This is a genomic window from Hyphomonas sp. (assembly GCF_041398465.1).
GTDB lineage: Bacteria > Pseudomonadota > Alphaproteobacteria > Caulobacterales > Hyphomonadaceae > Hyphomonas.
Map to the genome: position 1 here is coordinate 17423 of NZ_JAWKUS010000001.1, position 17827 is coordinate 35249.

A 17827-nucleotide genomic window follows, 5' to 3' on the forward strand; every position below is an offset into this window, starting at 1 on the left:
ACTTCGCTCAGCATGAGCCTCTTGAGGGGGCGCGCAAAAGTAACGGACTCATCCTGAGCGAAGTCGAAGGATGAACTACAGGAACCAGACCCAACCCCACCGGACGGCACACGCCGCGCCGGGCAAACGTGTTGGCACAAGCGGCCTTGCGGCTCACTTATGCTGCCCCGGCATAAGTCTTCTCTCCTGCCCTGCCCTTTCGTGTGGCGGGCCCGGCGTCATATTCGGCTCAACGCAAACACCACGGCACCAAAGGAGCCTGTCATGATTGAACTTCGTCCGTTCGACCGTCTCGGCCGTTTCCGCAATGAATGGCTGGACGCCAATTACCATTTCTCGTTCTCGGGCTATCACGACCCGCGCCGCATGGGCGAAGGCGCCCTGCGCGTGTGGAACGACGACACGATCCAGCCGCACACCGGCTTCCCGCCGCATGGCCACCAGTCCATGGAAATCATCACCTATGTCCGCAAGGGCGCAATCACGCACAAGGACTCGATGGGCAATACTGGCCGCACAGAGGCCGGCGATGTCCAGGTGATGAGCGCCGGGGCCGGCGTGCAGCATTCCGAATGGAATGCCGACGATGAGACCTGCCAGCTGTTCCAGATCTGGATCCTGCCGCGCGAACGCGGTGGCCAGCCCGGCTGGGGCACGCGCCAGTTCCCGAAAGGCGACCGCTCCGGCAAGTGGACCGTTTTCGCCGCGAAGGATGGCGAAGGCGATGCCCTGCCGATCAAGCAGGACGCCAAGGTCATGGGCGCCACACTGCGCGCTGGCGATACGCTGGACTATGAAGTCGCCCCCGGCCGCCATGGCTATCTCGTACTGGCCACAGGCTCGGTCAGCCTGAACGGCCAGGTCCTGAAAGCCCGCGACGGGGCCGCCATCACCGGCGCGGAGGCCCTGACGCTGAAAGGCATCGAAGACGCCGAAATCGTGTTTGTGGACACGATTTAACGGCACTTCACATCAGCGTGACTTCGGGATGCAGGGAGGTGATGGTAAGTTGATCGGAGACCTGAATGGAGGTTCTGACCCATGAAACTTGTTCCCATCACCGCCCTCGCCCTCCTGCTGGCCCCGGCCGCCATGGCAGCGGAAATCAACGTCTCCATCTCGGAGGATTTCCAGACCAAGCTGCAGGATGATTATGGCACCCGCGAAGGTGAGTACCTGTCCAAGGAAGTGAAGGAAGACCTGACGCGCGAACTGGAAAAGGCCGGCGTGGATGTCGCCCGGATCGACGTCACCATTCTCGATGCGAAGCCGTCCAAGCCGACCTTCAAGCAGCTCGGCGACAAGCCCGGCCTCGACTTTGGCGCCTCGCGCAGCCTTGGTGGCATGAAACTGTCCGCCGTGGCCTATGACGCCGGGGATGAGAAAACCAAGGAATATGAGTATTCCTGGTATGAGCACGACCTGCGCCAGACCGGCTTCACCACCTGGTACGATGCCAACCGCGCATCGAACCGGTTCGCCCGGAACTTCGTGGAAGATCTGAAGGAAGGTGAGCTGGCGAACCAGGACCCGTCCTGATTAAAGGACGAGTTCGCACCGCTCGTTGAGGCTGGGGCGCGCGATGGCAACGCGCTTCAGCCCCGGCAGCGCCTCTGCCAGGTCGGCAGCGACCCAGAGGCAGACCCGCTCCAGCGTCGGCACTTCAAGGCCGTCGATCTCGTTGAGCAGTTTGTGGTCCAGCTTTTCGGCCGTCGCGTTCAGGCAGGCGGTCAGATGGGCGAAATCCTCGACCCATTGCTCGCCGGCTTTCACGACACCGGCGACGGTGGCTTCCAGGCGGAAGGAATGGCCGTGCATGTTCCGGTAAGGATGCCCTTCCGGCTTGCCGCCCATATAGTGCGCCGCCTCGAAATGCACCGCCTTGGAGATCTCGAACACGCGGCCCTCAGGGCTCAGGGCAGCCCGGTCAGTTTGTGCGTTTGCAAGCTCAGTCGCCATTGCGGATTCTTCAGACAGTAAGCAGCGGCAGCCTGCACATTGCGGGCCGCCTCGGAATTGTCCTTCGGTTGCAGGAAAAAGTGCTGAAAGTCCAGTTCCGTGAACCGTTCGGGCTGCGCTTCGGCCTCGTCCTGCGGGTAGACCAGCTTGAGTTCATTGCCCTTTTTCAGCACCAATGCCGCATTGGCCTTGGGGCTGACGCAGATCCAGTCCAGCCCCTCAGGGGGCTCGACCGTACCATTGGTCTCCACCGCGATCTCGAAGCCGGCGGCATGAAGCGCCGCGATCAGCGGCGGGTCGAGCTGAAGCAGCGGCTCCCCGCCGGTGCAGACGACATAGGGCCGGCCCGCCGTTTCGGCGTGGGCGCTCCAGATTCCGGAGACCAGCGCGGCGACCTCTTCGGGTGTCCTGTACTTGCCGCCATTCTCGCCATCGGTGCCGACAAAATCCGTGTCGCAGAACTGGCAGACCGCCTTGGGCCGGTCACGTTCGAGGCCGCTCCACAGATTGCAGCCTGCAAAGCGCAGGAAGACGGCGGCGCGCCCGGTCTGCGCGCCCTCCCCCTGCAGGGTGTAGAAAGCTTCCTTGACCGAATAGGTCATCGCGACGCCTGCCAGCGCTCCCACCCGGCCGAGCGCAGCTCGCAGGCCGGACAGGTGCCGCAGCCATAGCCCCAGTCATGCCGCTGGCTGCGATCGCCGAGATAACAAGTGTGGGTGTCTTCCACGATCAGGTCGACCAGCGCCTGTCCGCCCAGCTCATCCGCCAGCGCCCAGGTGCCCGCCTTGTCGATATACATGAGCGGGGTTTCGATCGACATCGGCTTGTCGAGGCCAAGCCGCAGGGTCTCCGCCTGCGTCTGGATCGTGTCGTTCCGGCAATCCGGATAGCCGGAATAATCCGTCTCGCACATGCCCCCGACCAGAACGCCCGTGCCGCGGCGCACGGCGAGCGCGCCTGCCAGCGTCAGGAACAGGAGGTTGCGGCCGGGCACGAAGGTGGAAGGCAGGCCTGCCCCGGTCGTCTCGATGGCCACATCATGAGTCATCGCCGTTTCGCCAAGGCTCTTCAGAACGGTGGCGTCAATCTGATGGTCCTCCCCCAGCCGGGCGGCCCAGCTCTCCTTCAGGCTCGCCATGCCGATCCGGACCTTTTCACGGCAGGTCAGCTCCACCGCATGGCGCTGGCCATAATCGAAGCCGATCGTCTCGACGGTCTCAAACCGCTCCAGCGCCCAAGCGAGGCAGGTGGCGGAATCCTGCCCGCCCGAAAACAGGACCAGGGCCCGGCTTTCAGCCGGGTTTGCGGAGGAGGAAATCTTCGTGCTCATGGCGCGCCTCTACCAGTCCCGGCCACCCCGGCCAAGCCGCGAAAACCGTGCGATCTCCGCCGCTGTTTCACAAGGGGAAGCCCGCCGGAAAGGGGGCGCCAGGCAAGTATTTCCGCCGATTCCAGCGCAAGTCTCTCTCCCTACAGGTGAATCGTCTTCATTGCCTGCGATTTCAGGTGTGGCCCTGAAGACACGATTTGAGCCGATCAGAAGGTAGAAATTTGCAATTGGCCGCTTGGGAGGCCCGGACATCGCTCATTTTTTGCCTTTACGTAGCGTCCACCAGGCCAAACGTTCCAATTAAAAATATTGACTTTCCCTCGCGGCTGCCATTCGATGGATTCTGAAGCATGTCCGAAAAGAGACAGCTCAGACAATTGCTCGACGCCTGCAATTCCGCTGGCCCGAGGGGAGGAAAAATTAAATGATCAAAAACAGAGACTCGAAATGTATCTGGCTTGCTGGCGCGTCAGTGCTTGCAATGGGCCTGCTGGCACCTGCCGCAGTGGCTCAGGAAGACGAGGGCACCAGAACACTTTCGACCGTGACGGTGACGACCCAGAAGGTCGAGGAATCCATCCAGGATGTTCCAATCGCCGTTTCCGCCTTTGACGAGAGTGCGCTTGAGCGCCTGCAGCTGACCGGTGGTCCTGACCTCGTCAAATCCATCCCGAACGTGTCCTTCACCAAGGGCAACTTCACAGGCTTCAACTTCAAGATCCGCGGCATCGGTGCTGACGTGGTCGCCCAGTCGGGCGATGCGGGGGTCGGCATCCACCAGAACGATGTGCCGCTGACGGCAAACCGTCTCTTCGAAGCTGAATTCTATGATGTTGAACGGGTCGAGGTGCTGCGGGGCCCCCAAGGGACCCTGTACGGACGGAACGCCACGGGCGGCGTGTTCAACCTGATCACCGCCAAGCCGGTGCTGGGCGAATTCCAGGCTGATGCCGAACTCACCTATGGCAACCACAACACCTTCAAAGCCAAGGGCATGGTCAACCTGCCGCTCGGCGAAAAAGCAGCCCTGCGTCTGGCCGGCTCGGTCCTGCAGCGTGATGGCTATGTGAATAACTCTGTGACCGGCAACGATGTCGATGATCGTGACCTGTCGAGCTACCGTGCCACGTTCGCCATCGAGCCATTCGACAATCTGCGCGGCTGGGTCTCGTTTGAGCACTTCGAAGAAGATGACAGCCGCCTGCGCTCCGGCAAGCAGCTGTGTAAGAAAGATCCGGGCTTCTCGAGCTACGCCGGCATTGCCGTCTCGCCGCTTGACCAGCTCGCCACGTCGCTTGGCTGTCAGGATGCACCGCTCAGCCAGTCGAAGGATCGTGTGAATTCGCAAGGCACCCTCGGTGGCGGCCTAGCCATCATCGCAGGCCTGCTGAACGGCGACGCCTTCACCGATCCGGTCAATCCGGACCTGCGCACCATCGAGTCAGCCTTCGACCCGATGTATGAAGCCGACCAGGACCTGATCACCTGGAAAGGCGAGTGGAACATCACCGACAGCCTGCTCCTCACCTATCTGGGCAGCCACTCGGAAACCTCCTCTTCCTCGATTGAGGACTACAACAAGGTTGCGCCGACCATCGCGTTCAATGAAACGGCCGGTCCGTTCTTCCTGGCCCCCGGTTATGAAGCGGTTTACGATCTTCTGTTCCCGGGTGGCGTGGTGAGCGATCCGCAGCTTGGCGTGTCCAACCTGTTCCGGACCTTCGATGAATCCGGCGGGGCGAGCGAGCAGGATACGCATGAAATCCGTCTGCAGTCGGATTTCGACGGTCCGTTCAACTTCAACCTCGGTGCCATCAAGGTCGACTTCGACGCGATTGATCCTTACGACAACCGCGCCGGCTATTATGTGATGTCGAACTCGTTGACGGCCCTGGTCCAGCTCAACAACGCACTTGGCGGATCTATCTTCGGCGGCAACATCCCGCTGGATTCCGGCAGCGCCGGAAACCTCGGCCTGTTCAATGGTTCGATGAATGGCGACGGCGGCGAGCAATACCGGTCGCTCGCCCCGTACCGCCTGAACTCCACTGCCGTGTTCGGCGAGGGATACTTCGAAGCATCGGACTCCCTGAAGTTCACTCTTGGCCTTCGTTATACGGAAGACAAGAAAGAACAGGATGTCATTCCGTCGTTCCTCTTCGTTCCGCGCGCCCCGGGTTTCGACCCTCTGCAACCGCAACCGATTGTCGGCGCTTCGCCGGATAATGGTGGCGACGGCACGCTGAACACGCAAGACAAGGAAGTCACCGGCCGTTTCGGTGTCGACTGGAAACCTGACCTCAGCTTCACCGAAGACACTTTGATCTACGCCTTCTACTCGAAAGGCTATAAGGGCGGCGGTATCAACCCACCGCAACCGGCGGACAACGCAAATGCATTCCCGCAGACCTTCGACCCGGAATTCGTGAACTCCTACGAGATCGGTACGAAGAACACCATTATGGGGGGCACAGCCCAACTGAACGTCACGGGCTTCATGTATGACTATCAGGGCTATCAGATCACGCAGATCATCAACCGCTCGTCGGTGAACATCAACGTGGATGCTGAAATCCAGGGCCTTGAAGTCGAAGCTCTCTGGACGCCGGCTGAGAACTGGCTGCTGACGGCGAACCTCGGTCTGCTGGATGCGAATGTCGTGGATACCTATGGCATCGACGTGCTCGACCGCGCCAATGGCCGGTCCGACCTTGTGGTGCTGAAGAATGCCTCGTCCTATTCCAACTGTGTGGTTTCGGCTCAAGGCTATGCGACGGTTCTCGGCGCCATCGCAGCGAATGCCCTGCCAGCAGGTTCCACCCGTGGCCTATGTAATGGTGCCCTCGCCGCTGGCGTTGGCGGTCTCGGTAACCTGGAAGCCCTGCTTGGCCTGACCGGACAGACGGTGACGTACACCGACTCGAATGGACAGACGCAGACAGCCAGCCTGCTGCAGGCGTTCGAAGGCGACGCGAAGAACGTCGATGGCAACTCCCTGCCGGGTGCGCCGGACACGACGCTGAACCTCGCAGCGGAATATACCTTCCCGTCCCTCGGGAACTCCAACTGGAGCATGACCATCCGCGGCGACTACTACTGGCAGGCCGACAGCTTCAGCCGGATCTGGAACACCCAGCGCGACCAGCTGGACTCCTGGTCCAACGTGAACCTGTCGATCCTCTTCGACAATGAAGAGACCGGCTGGGGCGTGGAAATCTTCGCCAAGAACCTGACGGACGAAGAAGTCATCACCGGTAACTACCTGACCGATGACTCCTCCGGCCTCTACACCAACGTCTTCCTGACCGAGCCGGCGCTCTATGGCGTCACGCTCAAGAAGTCCTGGTAAGGCGCTTCAGGTAACACAACAGATTGGGGCGGCCCGGCATGGGCCGCCCTTTTTGTTTGGTCTCCCGCCCGGCCTGCCCTATGTTGCGCCCCATATTCACACCCACCAGATCCGGAGACGCCCCATGCGCCTGATCCTTGCCGGCATTGTATCCGCCTTCGCCCTTGCCGCTTGCAGCGCTGAATCCACCGCGCCTGCAGCCCCGCCTGAAGCCTCGAGCGACTTCGAAGTCACTCTGACGCCGGTAGTCGACGCCGAATTCCCCTGGGGGCTCGCCTTCCTGCCGAATGGCGACCTTCTGTTCAGCGAGAAGGAAAACGGCCTGAAATATGTCACCGACGGCCAGGGCACCGCCACGCCCGTCGCCGGCATGCCCCCCGCCATGACCGAGGGACAGGGCGGCTATTTCGGTCTCGTGCTGGATCCGGACTTTGAGAACAACCGCCTGATCTATGCCGCCTACGCGCAAGGCACACCGACAGACAATGGCACGACCGTCGTCCGGGCCCGTCTCAGCGACGACCACACCACTCTGGAAGACGTGACGGAAATCTTCCGGGCCGACTCCCGCGATACGGCCTATCATTTCGGCGGCCGCCTGCAATTCGCCAATGACGGGACATTGTTCGTCTCGCTGGGCGAAGGCTTCAAATATATGAAGGATGCCCAGGACCCGCACATCACGCATGGTTCTCTGGTTCGTATCAATTCAGATGGCACCATACCGGCAGATAATCCGTTTGCCGACGGTGTTGATGGAAAGCCTGAGGTTTACTCTTACGGACACCGCAATATTCAGGGCCTGTATTACGACAAGTCCGAAGGCACGCTCTACGAAACCGAACACGGCCCCAAAGGCGGCGATGAGTTCAACATCATCAAGCCCGGGGCCAATTATGGCTGGCCGGTCATCACCTATGGCGTCAACTATGACGGCACGATCATCACCGAACAGACCGAGAAGGAAGGCATGGAACAGCCGCTCACCTATTGGGTGCCGTCCATCGCCCCCTCCGGCCTGACGCGCCTGACCAGCGATGTTTATCCCGGCTGGAAAGGTGATTTCTTCGTTGGCGGCATGAACGGCCCGGCCGGGCTGGAACTTGTCCGCCTGCGCCTGGAAGACGGCAAGGTCACCGAACGCGAAAACCTGTTCAAGGGAGAGTATGCGATCCGCGATGTCGTGCAGGCGCCCGACGGCCATCTCTATGTCGCAACGAAGGACCTCGACGGAATCTTCCGCGTCGACCTCGCCGAATAGGCCCGGCTATTCGCTCGACCGCCGGGCGCGTAGCGCGGCGGCGAGCGTGCCATCATCCAGGTGATCCAGCTCTCCGCCTACCGGCACGCCGTGAGCGAGATAGGTTATCTGTACGCCCTTGCCTGCCAGCTGGTCGGCAACATAGTGCGCCGTGTTCTGGCCCTCGAAAGTCGCATTCAGTGCCAGGATCACCTCGCGGATACCCCCGGCATCCACGCGGGAAACGAGCGAAGGAATATTCAGGTCATCAGGCGTGACACCATCCACAGCGGACATGACCCCGCCTAGGACATGGTAACGCCCCTTGTAAGACCCGCCCCGCTCCAGTGCCCAGAGGTCCGGCACATCTTCCACAACGCAAATCAGGCCTTCGTCCCGCCCGCCCGACTGGCAGACGGCGCAGGGCTGCAACGTGTCATAATTCCCGCACACACTGCACTTCTCGATCCGGTGCCCCGCATCGGACATCGCTTCGGCCAGTGGCAGGAGCAGCGTGTCGCGCTGTTTCAGCAGGAACAGAGCCGCGCGGCGTGCAGACCGCGGCCCGAAGCCCGGAAGCCGGGACATCAGCTCGATGAGGCGGAGAATCTCGGGGCCGGCAGAACGCTGTGACATACCCCCAATGTCAGGCATTTGCGCCTCGGTGCAAGTCCGGAGCACACGGAATCCACCCCCCAAACGAAAACGCCCCGGCGTGAAAGCCGGGGTGTTTGTTCCGTCGAGAGGGAGAGGCTTATGCGGCCTCTTCGACCTCGTTCGATTTCGAACTCGGGCGCGGATCGCGCAGCACATAGCCGCGGCCCCAGACCGTTTCGATGTAGTGGTTACCGCCGGTGGCCTGCTGCAGCTTCTTGCGCAGCTTACAGATGAAGACGTCGATGATCTTCAGTTCCGGCTCGTCCATGCCGCCATAGAGGTGGTTCAGGAACATTTCCTTGGTGAGCGTCGTGCCCTTCCGGAGGGAGAGCAGCTCGAACATCTGGTATTCCTTGCCGGTGAGGTGGACGCGTTCGCCTTCCACTTCCACCGTCTTCGCATCTAGGTTCACCAGGATCTCGCCGGTACGGATCACGCTCTCGGCGTGGCCTTTGGAGCGGCGCACGATGGCGGTGATACGGGCGATCAGCTCGTCCTTGTTGAACGGCTTGGTGAGATAGTCGTCAGCGCCGTAACCCAGCGTGCGGACCTTCGCTTCGATATCCGGGTTCCCGGAGAGGATCATGACCGGTGTGTTCACACGGCCCATGCGCAGCTGCTTGAGAACTTCGTAGCCGGAGATGTCGGGCAGCGACAGATCGAGGATGATCATGTCGTATTCGTACACTTTCCCCAGGTCGACGCCTTCTTCACCGAGGTCTGTGGTGTAGATGTTGAAGCCTGCAGACTTCAGCATCAACTCGATGGAACGCGCGACGGCGCTATCGTCTTCAATTAGCAGGACGCGCATGTGTCGTCTCCCGAATCAGCCTAACGACAAGCTAGTCGTTTTTATTAACTCTGAGAATCCTAGAGGCTGTTTCTTTAACACTAGTTAACAGAGCCCTGCGATTCCCCTCGAAATCCCCCAAATCTTCACACAGATTAATTGCCAAGCTCCGCCGCCGGGGCGTCACCGATCAGCATCTGGCTGATTGCAATGGCATCCTGGATAGGCTGGGCCTGAGGATCTGTGGAAATCAGTGTTTTCTGGCAGCGGATCGCATCGCGGACCTTCGGGTCGCGGATCACCACGCCGGCAAGATGCGGACGGAAGCCGAGGAATGTCTGGCAGGCCCGGGCAATCGCCTCATAGGTCCGCTGCCCTGCGGCGCGGCTGTCAGCCTGGTTGATGCACACCACGGGCTCCACATTCGGCGCATAGCCGCGCAGCACCTTGATGAAGGCATAGGCGTCGGTCATCGACGTCGGCTCGTCGGTGATCACCATCAGCGCCTTGTCGGCAGCACGGGCGAGCCGCATGCAGTTGGCTTCGATCCCGGCGCCAAGATCCACGACGACCTGGTCGTATTGCAGGGCCAGCGCGGAGAGACCGGCTGCGAGACGGGCAACTTCTTCCGGCGGCAGTTCTGCAAGCGCCCCAGAGCCTGACCGGCCCGGCAGCACATCAAAGCCGCCATCTGCAGCACCGCCATCAACCGGCGTCACGGCATCGTCGAGTTCGACCCAGCCGGCGATAACAGCCGCAAGGTCTGTTTCCGGCGCGATGCCGAGCTGGACGTCAACATTGGCGAGGCCAAGGTCCCCATCAACGAGAAGCGTACGTTTGCCCGCCTGGGCGAAGGCTGAGGCCAGCGTGATGGCCATGAACGTCTTGCCGACGCCGCCCTTCCCGCTTGCAACCGCGATGATCGAGGCAGGTTCGACCCGGCGCGGCGTAGGCCGCGGTGCCGGACGTTCCTGCGATTTGCGCATCATGAAACTCATGGGATTACGCGGCTCCTTTCAGGGCGATCACATCGCCCGGGGCGTCTTCCATCAACAGGGCGGCAAGGCGAGAGGGCGCTGCCGGGACCAGCCCGCCACCGATGAACGGGGTGACCGCGAGATGGGAGAAGGCAATGCCAGCCGAGGACAATGCGGATATGGCCCCGCCCCTCCTTCGGACAACATCAAGTTTTGTAAGGACGGCCCGTTTGATACCGGCTCTCGCAAAGCTTCGGGCGGCTTCGCGCTGGTCGTCCGGGTGACCTTCGGCCGACATGACAAGAACGGGCTCTGCGCGGATGACCGAGATCAGGTCCTGCAGGCTGGCCATGTCATCATCATCGAACGGATTGATTGCCGGCAGGTCGATGACGCAGCGGCGATTTTCAGTCTTCAGCTTCTTGATCGTGGCGAACAGCTCGTCCGGTGAATGGCACGTGCGGATCTGGCCTTTTTCGCGCTCGAGATAAGCCGCGAGCTGGTCTCCGCCGGCCGTGCCGTCTAGATCAGCGGCGACAGGCGCCACTTCAGCACGCGCCATTGCGGCACGGCGGGTGAGTTTTGCGGCCGTTGCGGTCCGGCCATGCCCCGGAGGGCCAACCAGAAGGATATCGCGGTCGAGACGAGCCGGTAGCGGGTCGCAGGTCACGATGCGGGCGAGGCCTTCGGCGATCGCCTCTTCCGGGTCTGACAGATGCTGTATGCGGCCAGCGCCTTCGGCAGCCACCCGATCAGCGAAACGTTGTGGGGAGCCGTGCCAGAGCAGGGCATCGCGGACGCGGCTGAACAAGGGGTTTTCGGTGCCACGGCCGTGGCCGCCCCCTCGTGCGTCGCGCAGGAAAAGCGGTTCGTTCGGCACCATTCCGACGCCGCCCATCTTGTCGACCGCCGCACGGACTTCCACACCACCGTCAATTTCGCGCTCGGACAGGATGACCGCGTCGGCTCCCATCTCGGCAAAAATCATCGCCTTGGCAGCCTCGAAGGTCTCGGCGGCGAACATTTTCATACGCATACGGCGGCGTCCTTACTCTCGAACAGACCCGCCATCCCCGCGCCCCAGACGCGAACGGGCCACACACTCCCGCAACCATTAGTGTCGGCGAAAGGTTAACAAATTCCTCTTCGATGTTAGGAATTGCCGAATTCGCAACGGGCAGACAGCCCATTCCTGCAGTGCCGGCTGCACCAGCCGGCAACGCATTGTTAACCATGGATTTTCCTGCAGCTACGCGGCTTCGCGGGAGTCGACGATCTCTGACAGCGTCACGCCGAGTTGCCCATCGGCAACAACCAGACGGCCCCGGGCCATAAGCCGGTCGGACACGTAGATCTCGACCGGCTCATCGGTACGCCGCTCCAGCGCGACGACATCTTCGGCGGACATGGCGACCAGTTCTTCCATCGGCATGCGCACTTCGCCGAGCACCACGTCGACACGCACGGGCACATCCATCAGGGACTTCTGCAAGGCGGGATTGGCAGGCTTGGTCATGATCCATCCTTATCGGTCGGGCGGCTTTTCTGGCTGAATTCCTGATTTTGTGCAAACAGGTCACCCTGTCCGTCGACGATCCGCTGGGCCGCAATTGTGACGAGGCGCAAGGCAGACTCCCGGAAACCGTCCGAATAAGCGCTCGATTCCAGATGCCCGGCCAGCGATACCAGATTCGCGAGCGCGTCCGTCAGGTTTTCCGTCACCTGCTGCAGGCGCGCGTTCTGCTCATCATGCTTAATCGACATGGCGGCGGCATGCGCCTCAGCACGCGCCTCGGTCAGCAGCATGGCCAGATCCGGCGCTGACAGCGTGATCTTTTCTTCAACAGGCAGGGCCGGCATTTCCGGCTCCGGCTGCAACGTGAAATCGCTGCGAAAATCGAATGGCTTCAAGGATTTGACGGCGCGCTGCATCAGTCGACCAGCTCATCGTCTTCGACTTGGCCGTCAGCACGGATATCTCCACGTTGCATCAGTGTGCGGGCCAGTGCGACCAGTTCCTGTCGCGCACTTTCGATTTCGCTACGGCGGACCGGTCCGAGCGAGGCAATTTCTTCACGCAGCAGGTCGCCTGCGCGCTGGGTCATATTGGCGAAGAACACAGAAGCCGTATCCGGCCGCGCACCTTTCAGGGCCACGACGAGCACAGCGCGATCTGCCGCCGACAGCAGGGTCTGCAGGCCCGCTGCATCCAGGCTTGCCAGATCGTCGAAGGTGAACATCAGCGCGCGCACCCTTTCGCCCGCCCCCGGTTCGGCATGGTCAAGCGCGGCGAGGAAGGTCTTTTCGGAACGGCTGTCGAGCCGATCGAAGATGCGAGCAACGCGCGCATGGCCACTCGACTGGCCTTCCCCCGCATTGGCCGCGAGAATGGCATCAAGTTTTGTTTCGAGAGCCGCAAGCGCCGCCGGATGAACGGGGCCGAGGTTCAACAAGCGCTGCATAGCATCAATGGCCAGCTTCGGAGGCAATGCCCGCAACAGGCGCGCGGACGCCTCGCCTTCCAGCCGCGACAGGATCAGCGCGACGGTCTGGGCATGCTCATCGGCAAACAATCCGGCCAATGTGTCGGTACCGGCATCAGACAGGCGCCGCCAGACGGAGGTACCCGCGTTCGCTGGGATGCGCAGCCGCCGATGCGCCACCATGAACTGGGATACCGCTTCGGATTCCCCTTCCGCCGAGGGGCCGAGCGTATCCATGGCAGTCGTCAGGGCCTGCACTTCGGACTTCGAGAGTTCCGCCCAGATCGGCGCGGCATCGGGGCCTAATGCCCGCATCAGCCGGGCAGATCGCATCAGGCCATCAGCCGGTGTCTCATTGCGGGCAATCGTCAGCGCGCTCATGCATTGCCTCCATTACCGCTCATCCAGGCGCGAACGACATTTGCGGCCCTGCCGGGATCCCGGCGGGCAAGGTCTGCGGCGTCCTCATCACCCAGCGGCGCAGCACGGACTGCAGGTTCAACAGTTTGCGACGGCATGCGAGCAGGCAGAGTTTCCCGAACCAGTTCGACCGGCGCGTCTTCGAGGCGCTCCGCCTTGAACCCGATCCAGCCTGCGAGGCCGGCCAGCAAGGCGAGCAGCGACAGCTCAGCCCAGTCCCGGGGCAGCGGTGCACCATTGATTCCCGGCGCAAAAGGCGCGCGCTGCAAGTCCACACGTTCACCTTTGGCAGCGTCGAGCCCGGCCGCCATGGAAACCGTGTTGCTGAGCATCGTGTCGTCTACGCCCGCCTTGTCATCCAGCAGCAGAAGGACCTGACGGACGCCACCTGGCTGGCGAATGACGGAAATGCGCACATGTCCCTGCCCTGCCATCGCTTCGGCGACCGACAGGAGAGATGCTTCAGACTGGGAGAGTGGCCCCGGCGAGGCTGGCGCGCGGCTGATGATATCGGTCCCGCGCCAGGCAAGCAGGCCAAGGGCCACGGCGCATGCCGCGAACGCGAGCGCCCGTGTGGAAGGCGTCGCGCCGCGCGAGGTACCGGATCTTCCGTGCGCCATACTGGACTCCAATCACCCGGAGGATTCCGGATGCTTTCGCCAGAGTTAACGGGGCGCCCGTAAATTTGGGTTTAACAGCGGCCTAGCGGCGATACTGTTGCAGACGGGTCGTACGCAGACCCTTTGCGCCATGGCGCTGGTAAAGGCGTTCCCAGCCTTCATATTCCTCGTCCGTCAGATTGTAACGGTCGCAAGCGGCCTTGCGGGTCAGGAGACCACCGGACACAGCGGCAACCACTTCCGCCTTGCGGCGGGTGACCCAACGGGAAATATTCGGCGACGGGAGATCCGCCATTGTGAGCTTCTGGCCGTCCGGGCCCTTCACGCTCATCGGTTTTGCATTCTGCTGTTCCATATCCACACCATTTTCCAATAGAGGGCGGGCGCTCCTTCTGGAGAACCCGGAATATGGACACTACGCACTTCCCCTTAAGCCCACGCGTAACGCGCTACGAGAGTTTGCCGCCGGTCATTAGGACGATGTTTGGAAACCTGTACCGCCCCGGGACACTGGGCGAGACTCTGCAGAAATCATTACACGATTGAGAAAAATCTGCGGCTTCAGGGCAGCAATTCGAGAGCATTATTGTCCCGCGCCTGCGCTGCGTGCCGACGCAGCATGGTCAGGAACATCTGGTCACCACGTTCGGTCTGTTTCACCAGCATCGCAGCCCCAAACGCCACCGACATGCCGTAGAAGCTGAAATAACAATAGTCCTTGTAGAGCTCGTCGAAGCTGTAGCCGGATACGCCCTCTTCCTGCAGTCGGTCATGATAATAGCGCAACAGCGCCAGTTCGTGCTTCGGGCGTTCCTCACGTGTCAGGCCGGCACCGATGAAATACGCCACATCATTGGCCGGGGCGCCCTTGCCCGGCGTCTGCCAATCCACAACCGCAAGCGGTTTCGGAGAGCCCGGCTTGCCGAACAGCATGTTGTCGAGACGGAAGTCGTTGTGCGTCAGGGCAAACGGGCCCGGGTATACTTCAGGCATACGTGGCAGCGCATCGGCATAGGCATCGCCGACCTCGACGACGTCCGGCGTCAGGTGTTCACCATAGCGGTCCTTGAACGCGACCCAGAGCCCGGCGATGGCCTCGGGGTTCAAGGCTGTTGGCGGCGCCAGTTTGCTACCCTGAATCCAGGGATATGTGTCCAGCGTTTCGTCCATCCAGTAGGCCGAATGCAGGATCGCTGCGGCGTCGAGGGCGCGCTCCGCCTCGGCGGCCGAGCAGCCAGCCAGCTGATCGCCCTGCTCAGCCGGAGCCATGTCTTCCATGATCAGCGCGAAGCGGTTCGTTTCGGGATCGTAGTCGGTGTAAAATGCCGTTGGCGTGATCCGGCCGGCGACTTTCGTGAAGGTGCGGTAGAAATTGACCTCGCGCTCATAGTGGCCAAGCAGCTTGGCCGTCATCAGGCTGGCTTCGTTGCCTGACGGGAACTTGCCAACGAGCGTGGCGGGCGCGTCATCTCCCTTGCGGGCATAGTCGAAGACAAAGCGGACGTTCTCGCCGATCTGACCGGTGCCGATAGACTTCGCCGTGAGGCCCTTCACCTCTGCGTCGATGCCTATTTCTTCGAAAAGCTGGTTGAACCAGTCCGGCGTCAGTTCAAGGGGATTGGTGTCGAGGCCGGGTCGGCTCATGGGTTTCCTCCGCATCGTCGGGCTCATCCGGCCCGCTCTTTGATTTCATGGGTAAGTAATTCTTCAGGCGCAGCATCCGCCCTTCCGCGGCGCGCAGGGCCTTGTCCAGCGCCGCCATGGTAAGGGCGAAATCGCCATTCTTGTCCTTGCGCCAGGCACGTTCTGTCTGCGCGATCACGAAGGCGATGGCGGCAATCTTGAGGCCCAGCGGCGCGCCGCTGTCATCGTCCAGCCCGGCGGAGGCGAGCGCCCAGTGCGCGCTGGCTGCCCGGTGTGCCGGCAGGCGCAACAGCAGGCGCGGCGTCCGTTCGCGGTCCCGCATCAGGGCGACGGCGCCAGAGCGGTAATTTTCCATCGCCTCGAAGCGCAGCATGATCACATCGAACAGGCGCTCACGCGGAGACTCCCCGCCCGCCGGTCCTTCCGCGGACATAGCCCGGTCAAACCAGGCATCGAAGGCATTGGCGAGATCGTCCCGCGTCACGCCATGGAACTCGCTCAGCGGCAGGCCAGCTTCTTCAGCAATAGCGGTCAGAGTGATGTCGCCCCAGGGCGTGTCCTCAGCGAGGTGCAACGCGGCGAGAAGGCCCAGTTCGACAATGTCGCCTGTCTCCTCCATCGTGCCGCATCTCTCCTAGTCCGTGTCGCGAGACAGCTCCCGGTCGCGGTTCGCCGCGGCGCGGATAGCCTTTCGCATCAGGATAGGCATCCCACCCTCATCCATGAGGATGTCAAGAGCGGCCTGGGTGGTGCCGCCGGGTGAAGTCACCGCTTTTCTGAGAGCCGCTGGCGCCTCGTCAGACTGTAGCATCAACGCCGCAGCGCCTTCGATGGTGAGGGCCGCGAGCCGTTCAGCCAGCTCGGCCGGCAACCCTTCGGCCATTGCCGCGTCTGCCAAGGCTTCGGCCATCAGGAAGACATAGGCCGGGCCGCTGCCGGAAAGACCGGTGACGACAGACATGTGTTTTTCGTCCACCGGACCGATGACTTCGCCGAGCGGTTTGAGCAGGTTTTCCGCGACTTCAAGCTGCTTCGCCATGACTATATCGGACTTCGCCATGACCGAGACGCCCTTACCGATGGCTCCGGGCGTATTCGGCATGACCCGAATGACATGCCCCGTGCCGAGGCGTTCAGACAGCTGCTTGATGCGGGTGCCGGCCATGATCGAAACGACCAGCGTCTGCGGCCCGATCCAGGGCTTCAGGCTTTCAGCCATCTTCGGGAAGACCTGAGGCTTCACCGCGACGATCAGCACATCCACCGGTTCCGGTTCGGGGTTTAGCGTGACCTTGCCCGCCTCGGCCCATTCGGTGACGGTTTCGGATGGCTTTGGATCCTGGATGCGGATGTCGGGCTTGCCCTTCCCTGCCAGCCACCCGCTGGCGAGTGCGGCGCCCATCCGGCCTGCCCCGATCAGGGCGATCGATGGCCCGGCCATGGCCTCAGGCTTCGCCGTGGGTTTCGAACATCACCGCATCGATGGCATCGCGCGGGGATTTTCCGGCCCAGATCAGGAAGTTGAAGGCGGGGATGAACCGCTCGGTCGCGCTGACGGCGGCGGCCATCGCACTGCGGACCTCGCCCAGCGTCGGTTCGTCCCGGTCCATCATCGGGAAGGTGTAGCGGAAGATGATCACACCTTCGTCGGCCCAGTAGTCGAAATGGCCCAGCCAGAGGCGTTCATTCGCCATCATGATCAGCTCGGCGATCTGGGAACGGCGTGCCGTCTGCGGCTTCACGTCCAGCGTCATGGAGAAATGGATGGCCGCGGGTTCCGGACGGAAGGCGAACAGGGCACCAAGGTCGCCCCAGCGGGTCTCGGCGACGGCCTGCAGCGTACCTTCTTCGTCGCGCTCTGCCTGCCAGCCGCCTTCTTCCAGCGCCTGTTCGACCCGCTCCAGCGGATCGACCATATTGTATTCATTGCGGGTCAGGCCGACTGACATGTTCGCTCCCCTCGCAGACTTTCTTATCGGGACAGGATTCGCCCCTCTGCGCTATCCCCACGCATGGATCATGCATACGCCCCTCAGCGGAGAGGTCCATCTGCTTCAACAGTTGCGGGAAGTGCAGAACTCAGCTGTCGCCCGCTTTTGCGGCGGCTTCCAGCTCTGCAACGCGCTTTTCAAGCGCTTCGACCTTTTCCAGCGCAGAGACGGCGAGCGCCTTCAGCGCCTCCACCTCATCGCGCCCGGCGAGGTCCATATCGGCGATCATGGCACGTACACGGGCCTGTGCGGCGGTCTTGGCCTCTTCGCCCGCAGTACGGGCGGCCCCGAGTGCGCCGGTCATCAGACCTGCAATGTCATCGAGCAGTGGATTTGTCGTCGCCATGAGGCTACTCCTTCGCGCGCG

21 protein-coding genes are annotated in these 17827 nt (G+C 62.0%); 4 read left to right on the forward strand and 17 right to left on the reverse strand.

Translation table 11 applies throughout. The features are described from left to right. The first annotated feature begins 264 nt into the window (after positions 1-264). Both R3C98_RS00095 and R3C98_RS00100 read left to right on the forward strand, forming a co-directional pair. Positions 265-960 (forward strand): pirin family protein, encoded by a 696-nt coding sequence (locus tag R3C98_RS00095; protein WP_371312064.1) that lies wholly within the window; start codon positions 265-267, stop codon positions 958-960. Between the two features lie 81 nt (positions 961-1041). Next, complete coding sequence (locus R3C98_RS00100; RefSeq protein ID WP_371312065.1) at positions 1042-1539, forward strand: hypothetical protein; 498 nt, start codon at positions 1042-1044, stop codon at positions 1537-1539. On the opposite strand, the gene R3C98_RS00105 is transcribed toward R3C98_RS00100, so the two are convergent. The 3 genes from R3C98_RS00105 to queC are packed head-to-tail and all read right to left on the reverse strand — an operon-like array spanning position 1540 to position 3289. Next, a complete protein-coding gene (locus R3C98_RS00105) occupies positions 1540-1959 on the reverse strand; it encodes a 6-carboxytetrahydropterin synthase (RefSeq protein WP_371312066.1) in 420 nt (139 codons plus the stop codon). Next, positions 1914-2561 (reverse strand): 7-carboxy-7-deazaguanine synthase, encoded by a 648-nt coding sequence (gene queE / locus R3C98_RS00110; protein WP_371312067.1) that lies wholly within the window; start codon positions 2559-2561, stop codon positions 1914-1916. The genes R3C98_RS00105 and queE overlap by 46 nt, the downstream gene beginning before the upstream one ends. Beyond that, on the reverse strand, positions 2558-3289 hold the full coding sequence (gene queC, locus R3C98_RS00115) for a 7-cyano-7-deazaguanine synthase QueC (protein WP_371312068.1): 732 nt from the start codon (positions 3287-3289) through the stop codon (positions 2558-2560). Before queC ends, queE begins: the two co-directional genes overlap by 4 nt. Positions 3290-3713: 424 nt before the next feature. Here queC and R3C98_RS00120 point away from each other — a divergent pair, with 424 nt between their 5' ends. Further along, positions 3714-6638, forward strand: coding sequence for a TonB-dependent receptor (locus tag R3C98_RS00120; protein WP_371312069.1), 2925 nt, complete (start codon positions 3714-3716; stop codon positions 6636-6638). Between the two features lie 124 nt (positions 6639-6762). Then, positions 6763-7899 (forward strand): PQQ-dependent sugar dehydrogenase, encoded by a 1137-nt coding sequence (locus tag R3C98_RS00125; protein WP_371312070.1) that lies wholly within the window; start codon positions 6763-6765, stop codon positions 7897-7899. A gap of 6 nt (positions 7900-7905) precedes the next feature. Here the strand turns inward: R3C98_RS00125 and recR are convergent, their stop codons facing one another. The 14 genes from recR to R3C98_RS00195 form a co-directional block, all read right to left on the reverse strand. Then, positions 7906-8514, reverse strand: coding sequence for a recombination mediator RecR (gene recR / locus R3C98_RS00130; protein ID WP_371312071.1), 609 nt, complete (start codon positions 8512-8514; stop codon positions 7906-7908). 118 nt (positions 8515-8632) lie between these two features. Continuing rightward, positions 8633-9346, reverse strand: coding sequence for a response regulator transcription factor CtrA (ctrA, locus tag R3C98_RS00135; protein ID WP_371312072.1), 714 nt, complete (start codon positions 9344-9346; stop codon positions 8633-8635). Positions 9347-9480: 134 nt separating this feature from the next. Beyond that, the gene (locus R3C98_RS00140; RefSeq protein WP_035580351.1) at positions 9481-10323 is read right to left on the reverse strand and encodes an AAA family ATPase; all 843 of its coding nucleotides are present in this window, start codon (positions 10321-10323) and stop codon (positions 9481-9483) included. Between the two features lie 4 nt (positions 10324-10327). Next, positions 10328-11338 (reverse strand): flagellar biosynthesis protein FlhF-like protein, encoded by a 1011-nt coding sequence (locus R3C98_RS00145; RefSeq protein ID WP_371312073.1) that lies wholly within the window; start codon positions 11336-11338, stop codon positions 10328-10330. 213 nt (positions 11339-11551) lie between these two features. Further along, positions 11552-11818, reverse strand: coding sequence for a FliM/FliN family flagellar motor switch protein (locus R3C98_RS00150; protein WP_371312074.1), 267 nt, complete (start codon positions 11816-11818; stop codon positions 11552-11554). Next, positions 11815-12234, reverse strand: a complete 420-nt coding sequence (locus R3C98_RS00155) for a hypothetical protein (RefSeq protein WP_371312075.1) — start codon at positions 12232-12234, stop codon at positions 11815-11817. The genes R3C98_RS00150 and R3C98_RS00155 overlap by 4 nt, the downstream gene beginning before the upstream one ends. Beyond that, positions 12234-13166, reverse strand: a complete 933-nt coding sequence (locus R3C98_RS00160; protein ID WP_371312076.1) for a flagellar motor switch protein FliG — start codon at positions 13164-13166, stop codon at positions 12234-12236. Before R3C98_RS00160 ends, R3C98_RS00155 begins: the two co-directional genes overlap by 1 nt. Next, on the reverse strand, positions 13163-13825 hold the full coding sequence (locus tag R3C98_RS00165) for a hypothetical protein (RefSeq protein WP_371312077.1): 663 nt from the start codon (positions 13823-13825) through the stop codon (positions 13163-13165). Before R3C98_RS00165 ends, R3C98_RS00160 begins: the two co-directional genes overlap by 4 nt. 82 nt (positions 13826-13907) lie before the next feature. Then, the gene (locus R3C98_RS00170) at positions 13908-14180 is read right to left on the reverse strand and encodes a DUF1153 domain-containing protein (protein WP_371312078.1); all 273 of its coding nucleotides are present in this window, start codon (positions 14178-14180) and stop codon (positions 13908-13910) included. Between the two features lie 206 nt (positions 14181-14386). Further along, the gene (locus R3C98_RS00175; RefSeq protein WP_371312079.1) at positions 14387-15469 is read right to left on the reverse strand and encodes a phosphotransferase; all 1083 of its coding nucleotides are present in this window, start codon (positions 15467-15469) and stop codon (positions 14387-14389) included. Next, on the reverse strand, positions 15435-16088 hold the full coding sequence (locus R3C98_RS00180; RefSeq protein WP_371312080.1) for a hypothetical protein: 654 nt from the start codon (positions 16086-16088) through the stop codon (positions 15435-15437). Before R3C98_RS00180 ends, R3C98_RS00175 begins: the two co-directional genes overlap by 35 nt. Before the next feature lie 15 nt (positions 16089-16103). Next, positions 16104-16910 (reverse strand): pyrroline-5-carboxylate reductase, encoded by an 807-nt coding sequence (gene proC / locus R3C98_RS00185; protein WP_371312081.1) that lies wholly within the window; start codon positions 16908-16910, stop codon positions 16104-16106. Positions 16911-16914: 4 nt separating this feature from the next. Further along, positions 16915-17418 (reverse strand): YbjN domain-containing protein, encoded by a 504-nt coding sequence (locus R3C98_RS00190; protein ID WP_371312082.1) that lies wholly within the window; start codon positions 17416-17418, stop codon positions 16915-16917. A gap of 130 nt (positions 17419-17548) precedes the next feature. After that, on the reverse strand, positions 17549-17806 hold the full coding sequence (locus R3C98_RS00195) for an accessory factor UbiK family protein (protein ID WP_371312083.1): 258 nt from the start codon (positions 17804-17806) through the stop codon (positions 17549-17551). Positions 17807-17827: the final 21 nt, after the last annotated feature.

Excerpts from the sequence above, each read along its gene's own strand:
- R3C98_RS00095 (WP_371312064.1), top strand. The coding sequence starts at position 265 with ATGATTGAACTTCGTCCGTTCGACCGTCTCGGCCGTTTCCGCAATGAA.
- R3C98_RS00100 (WP_371312065.1), top strand. The coding sequence starts at position 1,042 with ATGAAACTTGTTCCCATCACCGCCCTCGCCCTCCTGCTGGCCCCGGCC.
- R3C98_RS00105 (WP_371312066.1), bottom strand. The coding sequence starts at position 1,959 with ATGGCGACTGAGCTTGCAAACGCACAAACTGACCGGGCTGCCCTGAGC.
- queE (WP_371312067.1), bottom strand. The coding sequence starts at position 2,561 with ATGACCTATTCGGTCAAGGAAGCTTTCTACACCCTGCAGGGGGAGGGC.
- queC (WP_371312068.1), bottom strand. The coding sequence starts at position 3,289 with ATGAGCACGAAGATTTCCTCCTCCGCAAACCCGGCTGAAAGCCGGGCC.
- R3C98_RS00120 (WP_371312069.1), top strand. The coding sequence starts at position 3,714 with ATGATCAAAAACAGAGACTCGAAATGTATCTGGCTTGCTGGCGCGTCA.
- R3C98_RS00125 (WP_371312070.1), top strand. The coding sequence starts at position 6,763 with ATGCGCCTGATCCTTGCCGGCATTGTATCCGCCTTCGCCCTTGCCGCT.
- recR (WP_371312071.1), bottom strand. The coding sequence starts at position 8,514 with ATGTCACAGCGTTCTGCCGGCCCCGAGATTCTCCGCCTCATCGAGCTG.
- ctrA (WP_371312072.1), bottom strand. The coding sequence starts at position 9,346 with ATGCGCGTCCTGCTAATTGAAGACGATAGCGCCGTCGCGCGTTCCATC.
- R3C98_RS00140 (WP_035580351.1), bottom strand. The coding sequence starts at position 10,323 with ATGAGTTTCATGATGCGCAAATCGCAGGAACGTCCGGCACCGCGGCCT.
- R3C98_RS00145 (WP_371312073.1), bottom strand. The coding sequence starts at position 11,338 with ATGCGTATGAAAATGTTCGCCGCCGAGACCTTCGAGGCTGCCAAGGCG.
- R3C98_RS00150 (WP_371312074.1), bottom strand. The coding sequence starts at position 11,818 with ATGACCAAGCCTGCCAATCCCGCCTTGCAGAAGTCCCTGATGGATGTG.
- R3C98_RS00155 (WP_371312075.1), bottom strand. The coding sequence starts at position 12,234 with ATGCAGCGCGCCGTCAAATCCTTGAAGCCATTCGATTTTCGCAGCGAT.
- R3C98_RS00160 (WP_371312076.1), bottom strand. The coding sequence starts at position 13,166 with ATGAGCGCGCTGACGATTGCCCGCAATGAGACACCGGCTGATGGCCTG.
- R3C98_RS00165 (WP_371312077.1), bottom strand. The coding sequence starts at position 13,825 with ATGGCGCACGGAAGATCCGGTACCTCGCGCGGCGCGACGCCTTCCACA.
- R3C98_RS00170 (WP_371312078.1), bottom strand. The coding sequence starts at position 14,180 with ATGGAACAGCAGAATGCAAAACCGATGAGCGTGAAGGGCCCGGACGGC.
- R3C98_RS00175 (WP_371312079.1), bottom strand. The coding sequence starts at position 15,469 with ATGAGCCGACCCGGCCTCGACACCAATCCCCTTGAACTGACGCCGGAC.
- R3C98_RS00180 (WP_371312080.1), bottom strand. The coding sequence starts at position 16,088 with ATGGAGGAGACAGGCGACATTGTCGAACTGGGCCTTCTCGCCGCGTTG.
- proC (WP_371312081.1), bottom strand. The coding sequence starts at position 16,910 with ATGGCCGGGCCATCGATCGCCCTGATCGGGGCAGGCCGGATGGGCGCC.
- R3C98_RS00190 (WP_371312082.1), bottom strand. The coding sequence starts at position 17,418 with ATGTCAGTCGGCCTGACCCGCAATGAATACAATATGGTCGATCCGCTG.
- R3C98_RS00195 (WP_371312083.1), bottom strand. The coding sequence starts at position 17,806 with ATGGCGACGACAAATCCACTGCTCGATGACATTGCAGGTCTGATGACC.